The organism is Thermotoga sp. RQ7, from assembly GCF_000832145.1.
Classification (GTDB): Bacteria; Thermotogota; Thermotogae; order Thermotogales; family Thermotogaceae; genus Thermotoga; species Thermotoga neapolitana.
In genome coordinates this window covers 972,917-991,236 of sequence record NZ_CP007633.1, presented here as the reverse complement: position 1 = coordinate 991,236, position 18,320 = coordinate 972,917, and the positions used below count along the sequence as shown (strand labels likewise).

The following is an 18,320-nucleotide window of genomic DNA, read 5'->3' as shown; positions in this document are numbered from 1 at the left end:
CTTCACCTCTCAACACCAAGAAGTGCAAAGACCTTTGCGTCTTCCACCATGTGGGATATCTTTCTGTACTCGTTTGGTTGATGCGCAGTTTCCTCTATGGTGCTCCAGACCACAGCGGGCCAGCCTTTTTTTCTGAAGAAAGCCGCACAGGTACCTCCCCCGATACCACCAACCCTGACTTCCAGGTTTCTTAGACTTTTCAAAACACTCGAAAGTTTCACGACGAGATCAGAATCGGCTGGTGTGGGATCCGGAGCCGGCTGCTTCACCACCACTTCAAGTTCTGCTCCTCTTCCATCGAGAACAGACTTCACAGTAGACAGAACGTCTTCGAGATCGTAGCGCGGAAGGACTCTGCAGTCGAAATAGAAAACGAACCTTCCCGGAACTGTGTTCACGTTGTCCACGGTCTTTTCCGATCGAGTCGGCTCGAAGGTGCTGAGTGGTTCATCGAAGAGTTCATCCTTTTCTGAAAATTTCCTGTGGAGTGTTTCATCCAGTTCTGTTATGATCTGTGCTCCCTTTCTGAGGGCATTCTCCGTGGTCTTCGGTCTTGAGGCATGTCCCTGCTTTCCGTTCACCGTCACTTTGAACCAAAGGATGCTTTTTTCTGCGATCTCTATGAAATCTCCCTTCTTGTTTCCAGCATCGGGCACCAAAAACATGTCGTCTGGCCTGAAAACACCCTTTTCTATGAGATACTGGATTCCATACTCACTTCCTGCCTCTTCATCGGCAACGAGTGCAAGACCAAAGTTATACTCGGGAACAACATCAAGTTCCATGAGAGCCTTTCCTGCGTATATGGAAGCTATCATCGATCCGCCGTTGTCCTCAGCACCCCTTCCGTACACCCTGTCATCCTTCACAACGGGGATGAAGGGATCCGTTTCCCACAGCGAAAGATCCCCTGGTGGAACGGTGTCTATGTGTGTCACTATCCACAATGTTTTGCTTCTGTCCCTGCCGGGAATGATTGCAAGCAGATTCGACCTCCAAATTCCGTTCTGGTCTTTTGTGTCATGACGCTCAACAGTGTATCCCATCTTTTTGAGAAGTTCCTCCAGCCAGTCGGCCTTCTCTTTCTCTCCAGGTCCACCGAAGACTGGATTCACCGAATTGATCGATATGAACCTTTTCAGCGAATCTACCATTTCGTCTTTCAATTCTTCTATCTTTCTTGTTATCTCCATCTGAAACACCTCCCAAGTACAAGTATATCTCTCCAAAAAAAATATTTGAAATGACCCCAGGGAATTTTATATAATTGATTGATAGAAAAAATTTAGGGAGGTGTTCACATGGCTGAATTCTTTCCAGAAATCCCGAAAGTGCAGTTCGAAGGCAAAGAAAGCACAAATCCACTTGCGTTCAAGTTCTACGATCCAGAAGAGATCATCGACGGCAAACCCCTCAAGGACCATCTGAAGTTCTCCGTTGCCTTCTGGCACACCTTCGTGAACGAGGGAAGGGATCCCTTCGGAGACCCAACGGCCGATCGTCCCTGGAACAGGTACACCGATCCCATGGACAAGGCTTTTGCAAGGGTGGACGCCCTTTTTGAATTCTGCGAAAAACTCAACATCGAGTACTTCTGCTTCCACGACAGAGACATCGCTCCCGAGGGAAAAACGCTGAGGGAGACAAACAAAATTTTGGACAAAGTAGTGGAGAGAATCAAAGAGAGAATGAAAGACAGCAACGTGAAGCTCCTCTGGGGTACTGCAAACCTCTTTTCCCACCCAAGGTACATGCATGGTGCAGCGACAACCTGCAGTGCTGATGTTTTTGCGTACGCGGCCGCCCAGGTGAAAAAAGCCCTTGAGATCACCAAAGAACTTGGAGGAGAAGGGTACGTCTTCTGGGGTGGAAGAGAAGGATACGAAACACTCCTCAACACGGACCTTGGATTCGAACTTGAAAACCTCGCCCGCTTCCTCAGAATGGCTGTGGATTATGCAAAAAGGATCGGTTTCACCGGACAGTTCCTCATCGAACCAAAACCGAAAGAACCCACCAAACACCAGTACGACTTCGACGTTGCAACCGCCTATGCCTTCCTGAAGAGCCACGGTCTCGATGAATACTTCAAATTCAACATCGAGGCAAACCACGCCACACTCGCCGGTCACACCTTCCAGCACGAACTGAGAATGGCAAGGATCCTTGGAAAACTCGGAAGCATCGATGCAAACCAGGGAGACCTTCTTCTTGGATGGGACACCGATCAGTTCCCAACAAACGTCTACGATACAACCCTTGCAATGTACGAAGTGATAAAAGCGGGAGGCTTCACAAAAGGTGGGCTCAACTTCGATGCGAAGGTGAGGAGGGCTTCTTACAAAGTGGAGGACCTCTTCATAGGGCACATAGCGGGAATGGACACCTTTGCACTCGGTTTCAAGGTGGCATACAAACTCGTGAAGGATGGTGTTCTGGACAAATTCATCGAAGAAAAGTACAGAAGTTTCAGGGAGGGCATTGGAAGGGACATCGTCGAAGGTAAAGTGGATTTTGAAAAACTTGAAGAGTATATAATAGACAAAGAAACGATAGAACTTCCATCTGGAAAGCAAGAATACCTGGAAAGCCTCATCAACAGTTACATAGTGAAGACCATTCTGGAACTGAGGTGAAACAGAGTGTGAAGTTCTTGAATCTTCGAAGATTACTTCTTCTGGCACTGATTGCGGCTGGAATCTCAGTGATCATAGTCGTATCCAACCGGGAAAACAGGGTGAAATTTCCAGAAGGAGAGATTGTGATAACTGACGGAGAAAGATCTCTGAAACTTCGTGTCGAGATAGCGAACACTCCTTTTTTTCGTTCGATCGGTCTGATGTACAGAAAGAGCATCCCGGATGACTTCGGGATGCTCTTTGTTTTTGAAGAAGATACAAGAAGCGGCTTCTGGATGAAGAACACCTACGTTCCCCTCGAAATCGCCTTCATAGACAGAAACGGCATCGTATTTTCCATTCAGGAGATGGAGCCATGCGAAAAAGAACCCTGCAAGGTTTACTACGCACCAAAGCCGTTCAGATACGCTCTTGAAGTGAAAAGAGGTTTTTTCGAAAGGCATGGATTTGGAGTGGGAAGCCGTGTCCTGATAGAAAAGTAGCGGTACTTTCAAACAAAAACGTATGGAATCTTCATCTTCTTTGCCTCGTACATTCTCGAGTCAGCCATCTTCAGAAGTTCTTCTAGATTCGTTCCATCCTCTGGAAATCTTGCAACTCCCACATTGGCAGACACACTGATCTCGGTGTTTCCTATTTTAACAGGCATCTTGAAAGCGGAAAAGAGTCTCTTCAGGAAAGAATCCAGGTAGTCTTCTTTCATATCGTACAGAAGCAGAGTGAACTCATCTCCACCAAAGCGGGATATAACATCGCTCTTTCTTATTCTATCAAGAATTCTCTTCGATACGGTCTTCAACACTTCGTCACCAAAGGGGTGTCCATAGGTGTCGTTTATCTTCTTAAAACCTGAAAGATCCAGAAAGAGGATGAAAACCTTTTTGTCTTCACGTTTTGCAATATCGAGATACTTACCCCCAAGTTCGAAGAAATAGCGCCTGTTTGGAAGTCCCGTCAGAGGATCATGATAGGCCATGTACTCCAGTTCCTTCATATCGAAGAAAAGATCCTCGCACTCTGAAACAGACATCAGAGACTGTATCAGAGAGAGCGTCTCTTTTTCCAGGGGTTTTTCAAGAAAGAGTACCAGCATTTTACTCCATTCCCTGTCCTTCATGACGGATACCACGGCAGTGTCACATTGGAACTTGAGAAGCTCAAATATTTCATCCGTTGTGAAAGAAAAACCTTCTTTGAAAAAGAGGGGCACCTTCCCAACCGACGTCTTCACAGAAAGTTCTCCGCCCACACTTTCAAAAAGGACAAACCCTCGAATACTCTGAATGGAACCCAAGACCCTCTTCAAGAACTCGAAGCGTCCGTTTTTCATGTTCCCCCCACCTAAAAAAAAGAACGGCCAGAGCCTTCCAGGCTCGTGGCACGTTCTCTTCGAGATCTCAAAAAGTTCGGAATCCTTACCTGAGATTGTATCACAATTTCTTTAAATCTTATCATAAAATATCATCGAATCGGCCATATCCATAATTCGTCTTCGCACCCAGCCCATAGGTTTTGAGCATTTCTATGAATCTTTCCCTTATATTCTTTTTTTCCGAACTTCCGATCGGTCTTTCTGGATCTTCAAAAACGATGAACCAGAAAATATTGCTTTAGTATGCTGTTTGTGAGGAATAGAGTAACAGTTGGCATTTTTCCACCATTCTACTATATTCCTCTTAGGAAGATAAAAACGTTGTGTGAGGTGGGAGTGTGACCTATCACACCGCAGTTCATATTCCTCTTAGGAAGATAAAAACGTTCAAAGCAGCGGTGAACAGGTGGAAGGAGTTCTGGTTCATATTCCTCTTAGGAAGATAAAAACGTTGTTCAGAGACAAGGAGGGGAATGACCCGACCATGTTCATATTCCTCTTAGGAAGATAAAAACCGATCCATGCGTCAGCCTGTGCAGCAGCCTTCTCAAGGTTCATATTCCTCTTAGGAAGATAAAAACGATCGAGTACGAGATACAGAGGTAAGGAAGTGATAGCAGTTCATATTCCTCTTAGGAAGATAAAAACATTCCCAAAAACGGCAGGCGGATAGGAGAGAAGACAGTTCATATTCCTCTTAGGAAGATAAAAACCGAACAAGGCAACCCTATCGAGCAGACGATACAGGGAGTTCATATTCCTCTTAGGAAGATAAAAACGGGGCTCCTCCCCCCCCTCCTTTTTGAGGTGATACGAGTTCATATTCCTCTTAGGAAGATAAAAACTATGACGATACTGTTATAGATTTTCAATATGCACCTGTTCATATTCCTCTTAGGAAGATAAAAACCGTCTTGCACTTGCACAAGCCGCACTCGAAACAGGCGTTCATATTCCTCTTAGGAAGATAAAAACTCTTCTTCTACACGGAAGACCGCACAGACAAACCTGGTTCATATTCCTCTTAGGAAGATAAAAACCTGCTGCCGCCATTGCATAGATTGTGCCGGCCGTCATTGTTCATATTCCTCTTAGGAAGATAAAAACGTCTGCGTCCTGCTGCGCCATCTCTGCCACAGTGAAGTTCATATTCCTCTTAGGAAGATAAAAACAAGTTCTTCTGGAATTTCTTGCATTTCCCAGAAAATGTTCATATTCCTCTTAGGAAGATAAAAACCAGGATGGCGGTCAGGGAGCCGCTGATGGTTTATCAGTTCATATTCCTCTTAGGAAGATAAAAACCACGGAAAGATATTGCCGAGAGCGTCATCTTTTTGGTTCATATTCCTCTTAGGAAGATAAAAACCCCCACAGGACTATCTCTTGCAACGCTAAACGAGGAGTTCATATTCCTCTTAGGAAGATAAAAACTTGAAGACACCCCTTTGAACAGGTTGACTATTTGTGCGTTCATATTCCTCTTAGGAAGATAAAAACCCGAGCCTGTTCACAAGGATGTCCTCGACGATTTGGTGTTCATATTCCTCTTAGGAAGATAAAAACTCCGACTTCGATAGCTTTGATTCCAAGAGCATTTGGTTCATATTCCTCTTAGGAAGATAAAAACGTGGAAAAGTACGGTGATGAACTCGAGTTGAAGGAGGGTTCATATTCCTCTTAGGAAGATAAAAACGCAGCTCCCGCCATCGGAGGAGATATCAATGACGCGTTCATATTCCTCTTAGGAAGATAAAAACTTGATGAGGATTGAGTTCCCTTTCACGCTCGAACCGTTCATATTCCTCTTAGGAAGATAAAAACATTCTGCTGAGTCTGAAGAAAGGGGATGAGATTGTGGTTCATATTCCTCTTAGGAAGATAAAAACTGTAATATTTTGATGCGTCGTAGATCTCGTCGAGATGTTCATATTCCTCTTAGGAAGATAAAAACGTGGCAGCTGTTCACGAACGACGACCAGCTTATATTTGTTCATATTCCTCTTAGGAAGATAAAAACTAATCACAAACCGGTGTTCTGTTGTATAAAACACTGGTTCATATTCCTCTTAGGAAGATAAAAACCAGATAGGCGACACCACTTTCAGCGTGTTTGCGCTTGTTCATATTCCTCTTAGGAAGATAAAAACGCGCCTCTGCTGTCTAAACTGCCTGCAATTGTGCGCGTTCATATTCCTCTTAGGAAGATAAAAACTACAAACTGTGTGGTGTCTTGCTGCATCTTGATCACGTTCATATTCCTCTTAGGAAGATAAAAACATAAAGATGGAAGGAGGGATTTAAGATGAAATTGTAGTTCATATTCCTCTTAGGAAGATAAAAACGAGGATTGAAAACAAAGGAATGAATTATGTTATCGAGTTCATATTCCTCTTAGGAAGATAAAAACGGAAAAGAACGAATTAGAGGAGGCGAGAGTATGTTAGTGTTCATATTCCTCTTAGGAAGATAAAAACTCGTAGATCTCGTCGAGATCAGGTTTGGGACCGTGGTTCATATTCCTCTTAGGAAGATAAAAACAATCAAAGAGGCAAAGAAAGAAGCTCACGAACTAGGGCGTTCATATTCCTCTTAGGAAGATAAAAACCTAGTGTCGGGGATGCATTTGTGACGTTCACAGAAGAGTTCATATTCCTCTTAGGAAGATAAAAACGTTAAAAGGCGTGATCGATTACACGTTTAAATCTATGTTCATATTCCTCTTAGGAAGATAAAAACTCAGGGATCCACGCTACGGCGTTGATCCCAAGTACAGTTCATATTCCTCTTAGGAAGATAAAAACTTGTGTCGCAGTTTGAAAACGACGCCTTCTGTCGGCGTTCATATTCCTCTTAGGAAGATAAAAACTGGGGGGCGTTGGCGAAAAAACGGTGTGTTCTAGGCGTTCATATTCCTCTTAGGAAGATAAAAACATGTAGACGCCGCTTGTTTCAATTTTAATCACAAACGTTCATATTCCTCTTAGGAAGATAAAAACTTATTTTATACTTGCTCTGCCTGGCGAATTTAAGGGGTTCATATTCCTCTTAGGAAGATAAAAACGAATTCAGGGAGGAGTTAATGAGGATTAAGGATGAAGTTCATATTCCTCTTAGGAAGATAAAAACACGGCGTGGGCAGTTTCTGGGACTCGTCCCAGTCCCGGTTCATATTCCTCTTAGGAAGATAAAAACGGAGGAAAAGTAATCCCTAGGAAAACTTAGAGGAGGGTTCATATTCCTCTTAGGAAGATAAAAACGGAGGAAAAGTAATCCCTAGGAAAACTTAGAGGAGGGTTCATATTCCTCTTAGGAAGATAAAAACCTGAACGCCTCTCCTGCAAAGTACTTTGCCTTGTCTGGTTCATATTCCTCTTAGGAAGATAAAAACTCCTCAGGGAACGCCACGTACTTGTCGAACAGGTCTAGTTCATATTCCTCTTAGGAAGATAAAAACTTCGAGAGGGCACTGCTCACATCGTCGAACGCCCTCGTTCATATTCCTCTTAGGAAGATAAAAACAAGGTCGTTCAAGAGCTACGATGAACTGTACGAAGCAGTTCATATTCCTCTTAGGAAGATAAAAACATTGCTGATGCTGTCGGCATCTCTAAAGAGCAGGTTGTTCATATTCCTCTTAGGAAGATAAAAACCGCAGTTATTTTCTTAGTAAAAAAGCATGAAACAACCATTCTTTTGAACAGATTTTGCGTCAAACCTCCAGTTTTGTCTAGATGAAATTCGAGGAGGGATCCTCTGTATTCGTTAGAAAGTCTCTTTCCATCATAATGGAAGGCGGCATTTTATAGATTATTACGAAATCTTCGTTCTTATCTATAACACATGATAATTCGAATTTCAATTTCTCGACCTCTCCTTCTGTCAGTTCACCTTCAAAGACAGATTTCTGTATATGGTCAAGATACCTCCTGGCAATTTTTCTCACCTTGTTTAAACGCTTAACACCTTCCTTGGTCTCTGTTGAAATGTCATAGACCAGTATAACCTTTACCACTATCACCACCACACTTTAAGAGGCCTGTATTCATCCTCTCCAAGCAAATGCTTTATGATTTTGTATGCTTCTAGCCTTATGAGAGATTGATATTTAATTTTCCTTTTCAATTTCCTGTGAAGAATGGTTTGTTGAAGCATATTTTCGAACTCCTCTATGAACAACCTCCTGCCTTCTTCGTTTAGAAATACGCCTCTCGCTTCCTGAAGAAAGTGTTTTTCTCGATCAATCTTTTTAAGATTTATGAGCTTAAATATTATTCTATCAACAAAAATTGGTTTGAATATTTCCGCTATATCAAGAGCAAGAGAAAACCTTTTGGTGCCAGGTTCATGAAGGTAACTTATCGTTGGGTTCAGGTGTGTAAAATAGAGTTCTTTTAAAACAATGGAGTACGTGAGAGAGTTTCCAAAAGAGATGAGGGCGTTCAATTCATTCAAAGGGGGTTGCATGCTTCTTTCTTCGAATGGCCATCCCGTTATTTCTTCCCAGGTGGAGTAATAGAGTTTTCTGGCGTGGGCTTCACAACTCATGAGTTCTGGTATAGTTTTCGCATACTTTGTTCTTTCCAGGTATTCAGATATCTTATCAGTTATATCAAAACCTCTTTTTTCGATATTTCGTTTGAAATTGTGAACAGCACCTTCTACGAATTTTCTTGCCAGGGTTAATCTTTTTTCTGAATCTAGGTAATGTTCAACCTGCCTTACTAACAACTCTCCTGAGATGAACTTTTCCCTCGGATAAAAAGATCCTGTGTAGTATCCATAATAGTTGAAGAAATGTAAAACAATATTATTCTTAGCCGCAAAATCCAGGAATTTAGAATTCAAATCAACCTCTCCCAGGAAGAATATCTGGTCAATGTTTTCCACTGGTATGAATTTCCTCTGCTGCATACCAGCCTTCTGGTACTCTATCAGGATGGTGTTTTCATGTCTTTTAACTCTACCAGAGGAGAAGACGTAATAATTTTTTCCCATGAAAATCACCTACACATAGCACAGTTCGTAATATGAACACCTTTTACAAAAGGATTTGTTCAACACGGGAGGTGGAATTTTTTCATGTGTAATCCGTTTTATCTCAAGTAACGCATTTCTTATTTTCTCTTCATCATCCTTTTCAAAGTTTATCTCCTCTTTTCTCATCAGCTTAGGGTAATGAATCACACCATGAGTAATATCCAATCCGTATTTCCTCAGAACAAACATGTAATATTTAGTTTGCCAGACATGTGCTTCTTCGAACTTTCTACTCTTTTTCGTTTCATGAATTATTATCTCTCCACGAAAAGTAATGAAATCTATGACACAATCCTCAATCTCTATTTCTTTGTGTTTTTCCTGTTTAAAGCTTTTAAAATTCAACAGTTTCCCAATTATGAGGTCTGTGGTTGGCTGTGACTGCTCCATATCTATATTCTTGGCAAACAGCCAGAGTTTTCTCTTGCAGGTAAAATAATAAGAAACCATTGTACCTGATATGTTCAGTATATCAAGTTCCTCCACGTTTACTTCTCCTTCAGAAAAATTCCTATTCCTTTCTCATACTTGCTTCCCTTCAACACATAAAGCGAACTTGTCCATCTCAGGACTTTTTCATCCTGTGCTTCTACTTCCAGAGGTTCAAGCAAAGACCCATCCATATCATAAAGTGGAACATCCACAAGGTATCTCGATGTAATCTGTTTGAATTCAAAATAATTGCTTGCTCCTTTCAACTCTTCTACGAGATCCTCTTTCAGGTTCTCTGGAACGATACTCATAGACGATATCCTTCTGAAGATCCTATGAGCTTCATGTTTTTTCTCCGATGAATAGCCGCTATCTAGCACATCGAGAGTTTTTCGAAATCTCTCCATATAACCTTTTTCAAGTTCCAGCTTTTCATAGGTTTTCTCAACCCATGTTCGTTTCTGTGATTCGTTCAAAGAAAAAGGTTGCTGTTTGGGAAGATTTTTGAAAAGAACGTCAATTTTTTCCTCGCCCAGACCTAAAATCACCTCAGATAAGGCTTTCAAGGTATTCTCTACGATGTCTTTACTGTATACTCCTTTGATCAAACTATCAAACTCTTTTTTGCTTTTTCCTATGTAAATAAAAGTGTTTGGATTATTCTCAGTCCATTCCCTTTTTCTGAAAATTCTTCCCATTCTCTGCACCAAAGAATCCGCCGGTGCCACATCTGTCAGTAGTATGTCGAAATCTATGTCCATGGATGCCTCAACAACCTGGGTTGATACCAGTACGATGCTTTCTCCGTTCATTCCAGGTCTGTAGTTCTCCAGAATGCGTTCGACTTCTTTTCGATCCTCTAAGGTCATACGGGAATGAACAAGCAAGACCCTCTCTTTTCCGATTTTCTCCGCAAGTTTCTGATAGGTTTCAATCGCTTTCTTTACAGTGTTTCTAACAACCAGAACTTTCCAGCCTTCTTCATAGAGTTTAACTGCCTCTTCTGTGGGATCAGAGGAGTCTTTGAATTTCAGGACGTTTCGGCGCAATCTTCCTTGAGGAATACTGTCGTAAACGTCTTTGACGCCCTCATCCAGATCTGTTCTTTTTATGATCTCATCTTTTATGAATCCAGGAAGAGTAGCCGTCATTATCAAGAATTTTCCACCAAGGGTGTTCACATCTTCCACAGTTTTAACGATTATTGCAGCTGCTTCGGGTGAATAGGCCTGTATCTCATCTATCACCAGAAAAGAATTTGCCATCACTGAGTAAATCATTTCATAGCCGGGGTATTTCAGGGTTGCCGGAAAAACCTGGTCACCGGTTGCCACAACAAATGGATAGGAAAAGAACCTCGATTGCTCCGCAATTTCCAGAATCTCTCCTTCTCTATCCTCGAAATCCTTTCTGTAGAGGCTCGTAAGAAACAGGTGGATGGCAGCGTCAGAGTGGAGAAGCCCCACGTTTTCTTCCCCAAAGTACTTCTTTACCCTCTCATACATCATGTTCGTTGCACTTTGAAGAGGAAGTGTGAAAACCGTCTTCCCTTTGCTCCACATCAGGGCAAACTCTGTCTTCCCGGCACCTGTGGGAGCAACGAGAACAACGTTTTTTCCTCTTATTTCTTTCACAACGTCTGATTGCCATACTTTTTCATATCTTCGTTTTAGATCACTTTCGATCACTTCAAATGTATCTTCTTTGAACTCTATATCCGCTCTTTCCAGAAGATCCTTCTTCCCGACTCCTTCAGCGCAGGAAGCAAATCTATCCGCCCTCATAAGTGTGCCCAGAGTAAGAATGTAGCACCTGTAAACATCGTCTTTCAGATTCAACTCCTTGAGAACAATGCTTGGAAGCAGGGAAATCAGATGAGGGGGAAGTATTAGTCCACTGTCGAGGATTGAATTTTGCGATAAATACTCACACAACGATCTGTTGAGTTCCACATCATACTCGAGGAAATCTTTCATTTCTTCTTTGATCATGCGAATTAGATTGTTCCCTACCTCCAGGAGTCTTTTGAAAGCTTCGCGTACATTCCCCTGCTTGCTCCCGAACAGATAATCAAGATAGGTTTCACGCCAGTGATGATAGAGAATCGCAGAGAGAAAAACTTTTGAAAGATCTTCTCCCATCTCTTCAAGAGTGTTTTCTGGTACAAAGGCTATGCTGAGGAAACTGTGTGGCACCTCCGGTATACCATCTTCCGGAACATTACCTCCTACTTTCTTTTGAAATTCGTACGATACTTTTCCTAAGTCGTGGTAAAAAACAGCCTTTCTCAAAAATTCTTTCAAATCCGGCTCTATTGAGAAGTTATTCAGCACCTTTAAAACATCCTCTACATGCTCTCTCAGACTTATTCCATTACTTTTGGCAAGTATTGGCATATCTATCCCCCTTTATCAGGGAATCTTATCCTAGCGAGAAAAATAGGCGTTCCGTTCCAGGAAAGAACCTCTGGAACTTTGAATCCAACCATAGGAATGGCACCACGATGAAGTTTGGCATGAACAAACTCAAAGATTCTTCTGTTATTCTGTATGATGTAAACAGAGGATACCCTGTACACAGATCCTGATATTCTTTTGTAAAGTTCCTCGTAGGAATCACTCACATCATCCACAAATTCAGGGGAAGGCATCCATGTGTAACCATTTGTGTCGAAAACCTGTTTCTTTTCGCAATCAATCAGTTCAACTTTTATATCGTCGACAACGTCTTCCGACCTCCCGAGGTGTGGCCGTGAAATGCACTGAGGGTTTTCAAAAGATTCTTTTACCATCTCAAGTATCCATTCCTCTGCTTTAAGAAACAAGTTTATCTTCGGGTTTATAAGAGTTTGAATCTTAACCGGTGACTGCCCCCCAGGATGCTCTATTTCGTTGTTTGCCTCTCTGTTAAAAGAACATATGAATTTTTTCGTATGAGACTCCTTTGACAAGTTTCTGAACCAGGTGTATTCTTCCACTACACCATCATGATCTCCAACTACTGCCATTGAAAAGTTTGAACTCAAGAACCGACTTATTTTTGCTTCATCAGCAAGGATGTTGCAAACAAATCCGATCATGGTCGAATACATAGGAATGGGAAATGTTTTTCTTTCGAATATGAGAAAAGGAATGGCAAAATGACCTGTTGATGCTTTGATTTCTATTCTTAGCAACTTCATGAATTCTCCTTCCCTCCAATAACACCAGTCACCCAATCGTTTAAATCTTTTGGTCCTTTGCAGAGTTTATCCACCTCACCCTTTAGAATGAACGGAACGCCCCAGATTCTATAATCTATAACGTTTGTATTCTCTTCTGCAATTTTTGCTACTAAATCTACATCTATCTTCCCATCATCCAGCTTTATATAAGGATTGAAAAGTGTTACCGGTAGTCTTGTTGTGGCAATTACTATGAACACTGGTGATACACACCAGCTTTCCGTTGAAGAGTGGATTTCAAAACCGTTGATTATGATGTCAAAGAACTGTTTCAAGCGCTTCTGTTTTTCTGGATCATTGAGTGTTACAAGAATCCTGTAACTCTTTTCACCAACAGATTCGAGTGATATGGTTCCTTTATCATTGGCAATGCTTTCCTTTTCTTTCAGCTCCTTCAGATCTATTCCAAATAATCTATTCAGTTTTTCGCACTGTTTTTCATTGATTATGACTTTCTCTTTGCCAATGTTTTCAAGATCGACCACAACAGAGTACTTGTAAAGTGAAAGATGTTCTTCTTTGGAGAACGGATTTGGATCAGCACTTTCACCGATTTCACGCGCCCTCTGAACCAGGTCATGATTGGCATAAAACGCCATGTCTCCTTCCCATTTTTCCAGAGAAACCGCTTTCGTCATACCAACAGGCGCTTTTCTTGAGAGGGAGGCACTTTCAAATGTTCTCATGTATCCAAAAAAGTCAAGTTCTTCTGAAGTTAGAATGCTTTCTTCCAACACGTCGAACTGAATAACGTCACCATCTTTTGCAACTCTAGCAGGTTTCCATCCATGCTTCCTCACGAGGGCATTGAAAACATGGTGTCTCATACTGGCTCGCGAAAAGAAGGTATAGACACCGTCTTCTCTTCGAAGTTTTTTTAATGATTGAATGTTGTTTGCTATGTTTTCATCTCTGTTCACAGCAGAAGATTCGAAAACGATTGTAGCGGTGATTGCCTTTGGATTACTCATTTTCCTCACCCCCACTTATCATTCCACTCACATAAGCGAACATCAGGTTCTTGAAATCTTCATCCTTTGCCGAAAAGACTCTGTTCAAATCTTCTGGGAAAGGTTTGTTGTTTGCCATGTATGTCTTCAGGATCAGATGATAAACTTCATCTTTTTTTGCCAGCCTTATCAATTCCAGAAGTCTATACCTGGTACGCTCAAACAGTTGAGACGCTTCTTTCCCAAGTTCCCTCATCCTCCAGACTGGTACCATTTGCTTCACCCCCATAACACTCCTTACTTCCTGGAAAAGATCAGGCAAGGTATTCATGTAGTATCCGGCATTTCTTTTCACATCTCCCACATACTGTTTCACGTTCTCTGCCAGGTGACTTCTTCCCGATGAAGAGACATCGAAAAGGTATTTCAACAGCAAATATTCACATTCCAGAATTTCGTTCAACCTTTCCTGATAAATCACTGCCTCAAAGATTTTTATGCTGTTCAGAGAGTTCAAAATGGAAGAAATCCGTGTGTTCAGCAAAAGATTAATCACCCTTTGTGGCATGTAGTAAATTCTGTAGGATTTGCTGTTGTAGTAGATAACTTCTACGTTCTGTCTTTCCCAAATCCCTAGAAGTCTTTGAAGTTTTAAATGAACCTCTGATATTGCCCTTGAAACTGAAAGTTCCAGAGACAAATCTCTGTATGCTTTAATTGCTTCGTTCAAATACCATATGGCTTTGAAAGAAGGAACGTTCACGAAAATACTCTCACCGCTTTTTGGAAAAACAAAATGTCTGAACAGAGCCATTTGGGAGCAAACGTCACAGAGATAGAATTCATTGGACATGTTCCAGAATGAATTCGGGAACTTTCCTTCTGATGATGAAAAATCCTTAAAAAGAATCCTCGAAAACTGTTTTCTCTGAAGAATCGATCTGTCTTCGTCTGTTTTCAAGGAATTTCCACAGAAGAAACATCGATCGGTTCCTTCCAGCGATGGTTTTCTGAATATATAGTGAACAATTTTTGATAAATTTTCCATGAATTGTTTTTCTTTGACTTGTGCTACATAATTCTCGTAATATCCTACATTGCCTTTAAAGTAGTTATACGCTTTTCTTATGTCACCTTCTATTCTTGCTGTCTCTTCTAGGATAAAAACAAATAATCGAGGCAGTGATAAATTATCGAAATTGTCGATCAGATACAACTCATCCAGCATTTTGTCTTCCAGAACTATCGTGCCATCGTCTTTTAAAATATCCGATAATTCGAAAGAGATCTTTCTTTCCCTGCTTTTTTCATTTATAACTTTCAGAAAACCATAAACGTTTGCATTGTGAAGCCAACCTTGAGGATATATGACTAGTGCCACTCTCTCACCACCTTAAGCATACCAAACCCCTGTCCTGTTCGAACACCAAGACCATTTTCATGGAGGAAACTCAAGACATCGGGGTCACCATCAAGCGTGATTGTTCCAGAGAAAGCTTCTATATATCCTCCATAGTGTTTGGCAGGAACTTTTCTTAGGTTTTTATTCACAACTTTCACCGGTTTAAAGTTCGGTATTCTGACACCGAATGTTTCAAAGAGTTCCCTTGAAAGATTCAATCGAACCTGTATGGAATGATTCAAAGCCTCTTCAAAATCGTTGTCTTCAGGTAACACGTAGTATCTATCCTTTTCTGCCCTTGTTAAAACAGCGCTTCCCATGATTTTAAAGGTCACCGTTTTGGATGTTATGATCTTTGGAACAGGAAGATCCACACCTGCAACCTTCAATCCGTTCATGATTGAATCCTGCGAAACGATGTAGTTATATAAATAACCCACCATCTGGGGAATAGAGGAAGAAAAATTAAAAAAAATAGGAGACTCAAAGATTATCGAGTCTCCGGAGATATCTTTTATTTTGTTGAAACCAACACTGAAGACATAGGGTTTTGGTATTCGATCGTGAGAATTAACAATTTCTTCAAACGGTGTACGCTTATACACTTGCTTCAATAGAGACATAAAGATTCTTCTGTAATCAGCAGGAAATTTACCCTCAGAACCACTTTCGGGCTGGATTTTAACGAATATTCTCATATTCAATCCCCCTGCCTCCCCCGGTACAACAGGATTAGGGATGAGGATGTTTTGAGGTCAGAGCACAGGATACTTTTGGTGGGTAAATCATACCTCTGAGGATGTATTGAAACTGCTAATTGTAAAAGAGAAGCCTGGCTCATGGCTCAATTTCCATACCTCTAAGGAAGTATTGAAACGCAACCTGTTGATCTCAGTATCACCCTTCAGTCTTTTTGTTTCCATACCTCAAAGGAAGTATTGAAACCTTGTGTTCAAGGGGTGGAACATGAAAGAGATAGAAGTTTCCATACCTCAAAGGAAGTATTGAAACCCGTTGGATTTCAGAGAAATTATACCACAAAGCATTTCAAAAAGCAAGAATATATGAGGACATACAGAAGGTGTTTCATCACAGGTGATTCTAACACACAGAAAGATCAAGTCAAGTACTGTTTGGAAAAATGGAATAATTACATAGTCAATAGAAAGCCTAAAGAAAGGCAAAATCAAAAGATAAATTATCCTAACCTAGGTCAGGGCATTTTGAGTTGTTTTATGGGAAAATCAACTAGTTCTCATTTTCACAAATTTGTTCAAAAAGGCACTCCTTAAAAGGTTAGAGACTAAGTGTGTGGTTTCTTTATTTGTGCCAGATATATGAACACAGATGAAGACATATTCACAGATCTTTTTTCACTTTCTCACTTACTATTCCTTTTTCCATGCATACATCACCTCTCTCAAACCCGCATGAATTTTTTCGTTACCGGTAATTGCATACTCTGCATCGCACATCAGGAGCCAGTTACAATCACCACCCACCTTGTGAACAAATGGAACTTACCCTGGTTTAGTGAATAAAATATACAAAGTATAGTTAAATAATCTTTTGACTAACATACAAATGTGGGATATATCACAAACTCTGAAGATCTGATAACATATAACTGTGGAGGTGATTTCCGTGAATCCCTATGAAGTTCTCGGTGTTGAGCCTGGTGCTTCGAAGGAAGAAATAGAGAGGGCTTACCGCGAACTTGTGAAAAAGTATCATCCAGATCGCTACAAGGATCATCCACTCAGGGATCTGGCAGAAGAAAAGATGAAACAGATAAACGAGGCCTACCAGATGCTGATGAACGAAGAACCAGAAAAGAATTATTCTGAAGAAGATTCTAGATTTTTCTCCTACTCCATGGGATACAGAAACAACGAATGCAGAGATATACTCGCATGTCTTGGATGTGCCTGGTGTACGGATACCTGCTGTGAAGCATGCGGGGGTGACTGCATCCCTTGCATGTGAAAAAGATCTCCTACGGAGGGCTGATTTCCGCCCTCGTCGTTCTTTTGCTCTACACGGGAAACTTCACAAAGAGCAAGATTTTCTTTGCCGCCCTGTGCAGTGTTTTTGTGGGATTTCTTGTGGAACTGTTCGGAAAAGGGGCAATTCCATTGATCGCTGCTTTGAATCTACTCTCTTTTCTTCTTGTTCCAAATCCAGGATATGTTTCGATATTTCTGGTGCTCTCTTTCTACTCCTTTGTGAGGAAAAAATCTCTCCTTTACAGGCTTTTTTATCTAAATGCGGGATTTTTCTTTCTCCTGATCGTTGCCATCAGGTTCTTCAAAGTAGAACTTCCAGAGGTTTCTCCCATCCTCTACATTCCTGGCATGTTGGGCCTTCAAATTGCCTTTCTGGCCTATGATTATCTCTACGCGAGGATTCTCGATTATCTCCTTCACATTGTAAGGGAGAGAAGATGATGTTTGGATACATCAAACCGCTGAAGTGTGAACTCAAGGTCAGAGAGTACGAAGAGTTCAGAAGGTATTATTGTGGAGTCTGCCGTGCTCTGAAGAGGTACTCTATAGTCCCCCGGCTTCTTCTCACCTACGAGGCTGCCTCACTTTCTCTTCTTCTTTCTAGTCTGAAGGGTGAACATGTGGAGAGAAAGCGAAACTTCTGCTTTTTCACTCTGAAAAAAGTGGAATACTATCAGTCTGAATCCATAAACCGTGTTGCAGAAATCTTCGTAGCCCTTCTTTCCGAGAAAATGAGGGACAACTATCTGGACACGAAAAATCCGATTTATCTTCTGGTCAAATCGTTTTTGAAAAAAGACCCGAAAATATCGAAACTCTTTGACAGATTCTACACACTGGAAAGGAAAAAAGCAAACTTTGAAGAACTCGCAAAAGAGCAGGGAAGAATACTCGGAAAGATCCTGGAATCGACCGTTGAAGAAGAAGATCAGAGAAGAATCCTTTACCATCTTGGTGTGCACCTTGGAGAGTGGCTCTACATCGTCGACGCACTCGATGATTTCGAAAAGGATAAAAAGAAGGGGGTGTACAACCCCCTCGTAGAAGAGTACAGAGATTTTGAAAGAGCAAAGAACGCTGTAAAGGATGTTCTTGAAATGTGCATCAACGAGATCTGGAAGGCATACGACCTTCTGAATTTAAAGAGAAACAGGTCAATTCTTGACAACATAATGTATCTTGGAGCACCTGCCGTGACGGAGAGAATTTTCATGAAACAGAGAGAAAGTTCACCGGCGGGAAAAACCTGAAAAAGCAGG

General features: G+C 41.4%; 15 protein-coding genes and 1 CRISPR repeat array. Of the genes, 5 read left to right on the top strand and 10 right to left on the bottom strand.

Annotated features, from left to right (window positions below; genetic code table 11):
- Nucleotides 1-2: 2 nt before the first annotated feature.
- Nucleotides 3-1,193: a M20 family metallo-hydrolase gene (locus TRQ7_RS04955; RefSeq protein ID WP_038067045.1), complete on the bottom strand. Its 1,191-nt coding sequence runs from the start codon at nt 1,191-1,193 to the stop codon at nt 3-5.
- Between the two features lie 108 nt (nt 1,194-1,301).
- On the opposite strand from TRQ7_RS04955, the gene xylA reads away from it, so the two are divergent.
- The gene (gene xylA / locus TRQ7_RS04950; protein ID WP_015919215.1) at nt 1,302-2,636 is read left to right on the top strand and encodes a xylose isomerase; all 1,335 of its coding nucleotides are present in this window, start codon (nt 1,302-1,304) and stop codon (nt 2,634-2,636) included.
- A complete protein-coding gene (locus tag TRQ7_RS04945) occupies nt 2,633-3,121 on the top strand; it encodes a DUF192 domain-containing protein (RefSeq protein ID WP_015919214.1) in 489 nt (162 codons plus the stop codon). Before xylA ends, TRQ7_RS04945 begins: the two co-directional genes overlap by 4 nt.
- Before the next feature lie 8 nt (nt 3,122-3,129).
- Here the strand turns inward: TRQ7_RS04945 and TRQ7_RS04940 are convergent, their stop codons facing one another.
- From TRQ7_RS04940 to cas6, 9 genes are all read right to left on the bottom strand, one after another.
- Entirely contained in the window at nt 3,130-3,969 is an 840-nt protein-coding gene (locus TRQ7_RS04940; protein WP_015919213.1) for a GGDEF domain-containing protein, read from the bottom strand.
- Between the two features lie 333 nt (nt 3,970-4,302).
- Nucleotides 4,303-7,661: direct repeats of the CRISPR family, unit length 29 nt; unit sequence GTTCATATTCCTCTTAGGAAGATAAAAAC.
- A gap of 77 nt (nt 7,662-7,738) precedes the next feature.
- Nucleotides 7,739-8,032, bottom strand: a complete 294-nt coding sequence (cas2, locus tag TRQ7_RS04935) for a CRISPR-associated endonuclease Cas2 (protein WP_236681675.1) — start codon at nt 8,030-8,032, stop codon at nt 7,739-7,741.
- Entirely contained in the window at nt 8,026-9,006 is a 981-nt protein-coding gene (gene cas1b, locus TRQ7_RS04930) for a type I-B CRISPR-associated endonuclease Cas1b (protein ID WP_038067041.1), read from the bottom strand. Before cas1b ends, cas2 begins: the two co-directional genes overlap by 7 nt.
- Nucleotides 9,007-9,015: 9 nt before the next feature.
- Nucleotides 9,016-9,534, bottom strand: a complete 519-nt coding sequence (gene cas4 / locus TRQ7_RS04925; RefSeq protein ID WP_015919208.1) for a CRISPR-associated protein Cas4 — start codon at nt 9,532-9,534, stop codon at nt 9,016-9,018.
- Between the two features lie 2 nt (nt 9,535-9,536).
- The gene (locus TRQ7_RS04920) at nt 9,537-11,876 is read right to left on the bottom strand and encodes a CRISPR-associated helicase/endonuclease Cas3 (RefSeq protein WP_041844146.1); all 2,340 of its coding nucleotides are present in this window, start codon (nt 11,874-11,876) and stop codon (nt 9,537-9,539) included.
- A gap of 2 nt (nt 11,877-11,878) precedes the next feature.
- Nucleotides 11,879-12,661: a type I-B CRISPR-associated protein Cas5b gene (cas5b, locus tag TRQ7_RS04915; RefSeq protein WP_015919205.1), complete on the bottom strand. Its 783-nt coding sequence runs from the start codon at nt 12,659-12,661 to the stop codon at nt 11,879-11,881.
- Complete coding sequence (gene cas7i, locus TRQ7_RS04910; protein ID WP_015919204.1) at nt 12,658-13,674, bottom strand: type I-B CRISPR-associated protein Cas7/Cst2/DevR; 1,017 nt, start codon at nt 13,672-13,674, stop codon at nt 12,658-12,660. Before cas7i ends, cas5b begins: the two co-directional genes overlap by 4 nt.
- Nucleotides 13,667-15,034: a Cas8a1 family CRISPR/Cas system-associated protein gene (locus TRQ7_RS04905; RefSeq protein WP_015919203.1), complete on the bottom strand. Its 1,368-nt coding sequence runs from the start codon at nt 15,032-15,034 to the stop codon at nt 13,667-13,669. The genes cas7i and TRQ7_RS04905 overlap by 8 nt, the downstream gene beginning before the upstream one ends.
- The gene (gene cas6, locus TRQ7_RS04900) at nt 15,025-15,678 is read right to left on the bottom strand and encodes a CRISPR-associated endoribonuclease Cas6 (RefSeq protein WP_231556002.1); all 654 of its coding nucleotides are present in this window, start codon (nt 15,676-15,678) and stop codon (nt 15,025-15,027) included. Before cas6 ends, TRQ7_RS04905 begins: the two co-directional genes overlap by 10 nt.
- A 1,021-nt stretch (nt 15,679-16,699) precedes the next feature.
- On the opposite strand from cas6, the gene TRQ7_RS04895 reads away from it, so the two are divergent.
- Genes TRQ7_RS04895 through TRQ7_RS04885 form a run of 3 tightly spaced genes read left to right on the top strand, consistent with a single transcriptional unit; the run spans nt 16,700 to nt 18,311 of the window.
- Nucleotides 16,700-17,041: a J domain-containing protein gene (locus tag TRQ7_RS04895; RefSeq protein WP_038067006.1), complete on the top strand. Its 342-nt coding sequence runs from the start codon at nt 16,700-16,702 to the stop codon at nt 17,039-17,041.
- Nucleotides 17,038-17,502 (top strand): hypothetical protein, encoded by a 465-nt coding sequence (locus TRQ7_RS04890; RefSeq protein WP_236681758.1) that lies wholly within the window; start codon nt 17,038-17,040, stop codon nt 17,500-17,502. Before TRQ7_RS04895 ends, TRQ7_RS04890 begins: the two co-directional genes overlap by 4 nt.
- The gene (locus TRQ7_RS04885) at nt 17,502-18,311 is read left to right on the top strand and encodes a DUF5685 family protein (protein WP_038067003.1); all 810 of its coding nucleotides are present in this window, start codon (nt 17,502-17,504) and stop codon (nt 18,309-18,311) included. Before TRQ7_RS04890 ends, TRQ7_RS04885 begins: the two co-directional genes overlap by 1 nt.
- Nucleotides 18,312-18,320 lie beyond the last annotated feature (9 nt).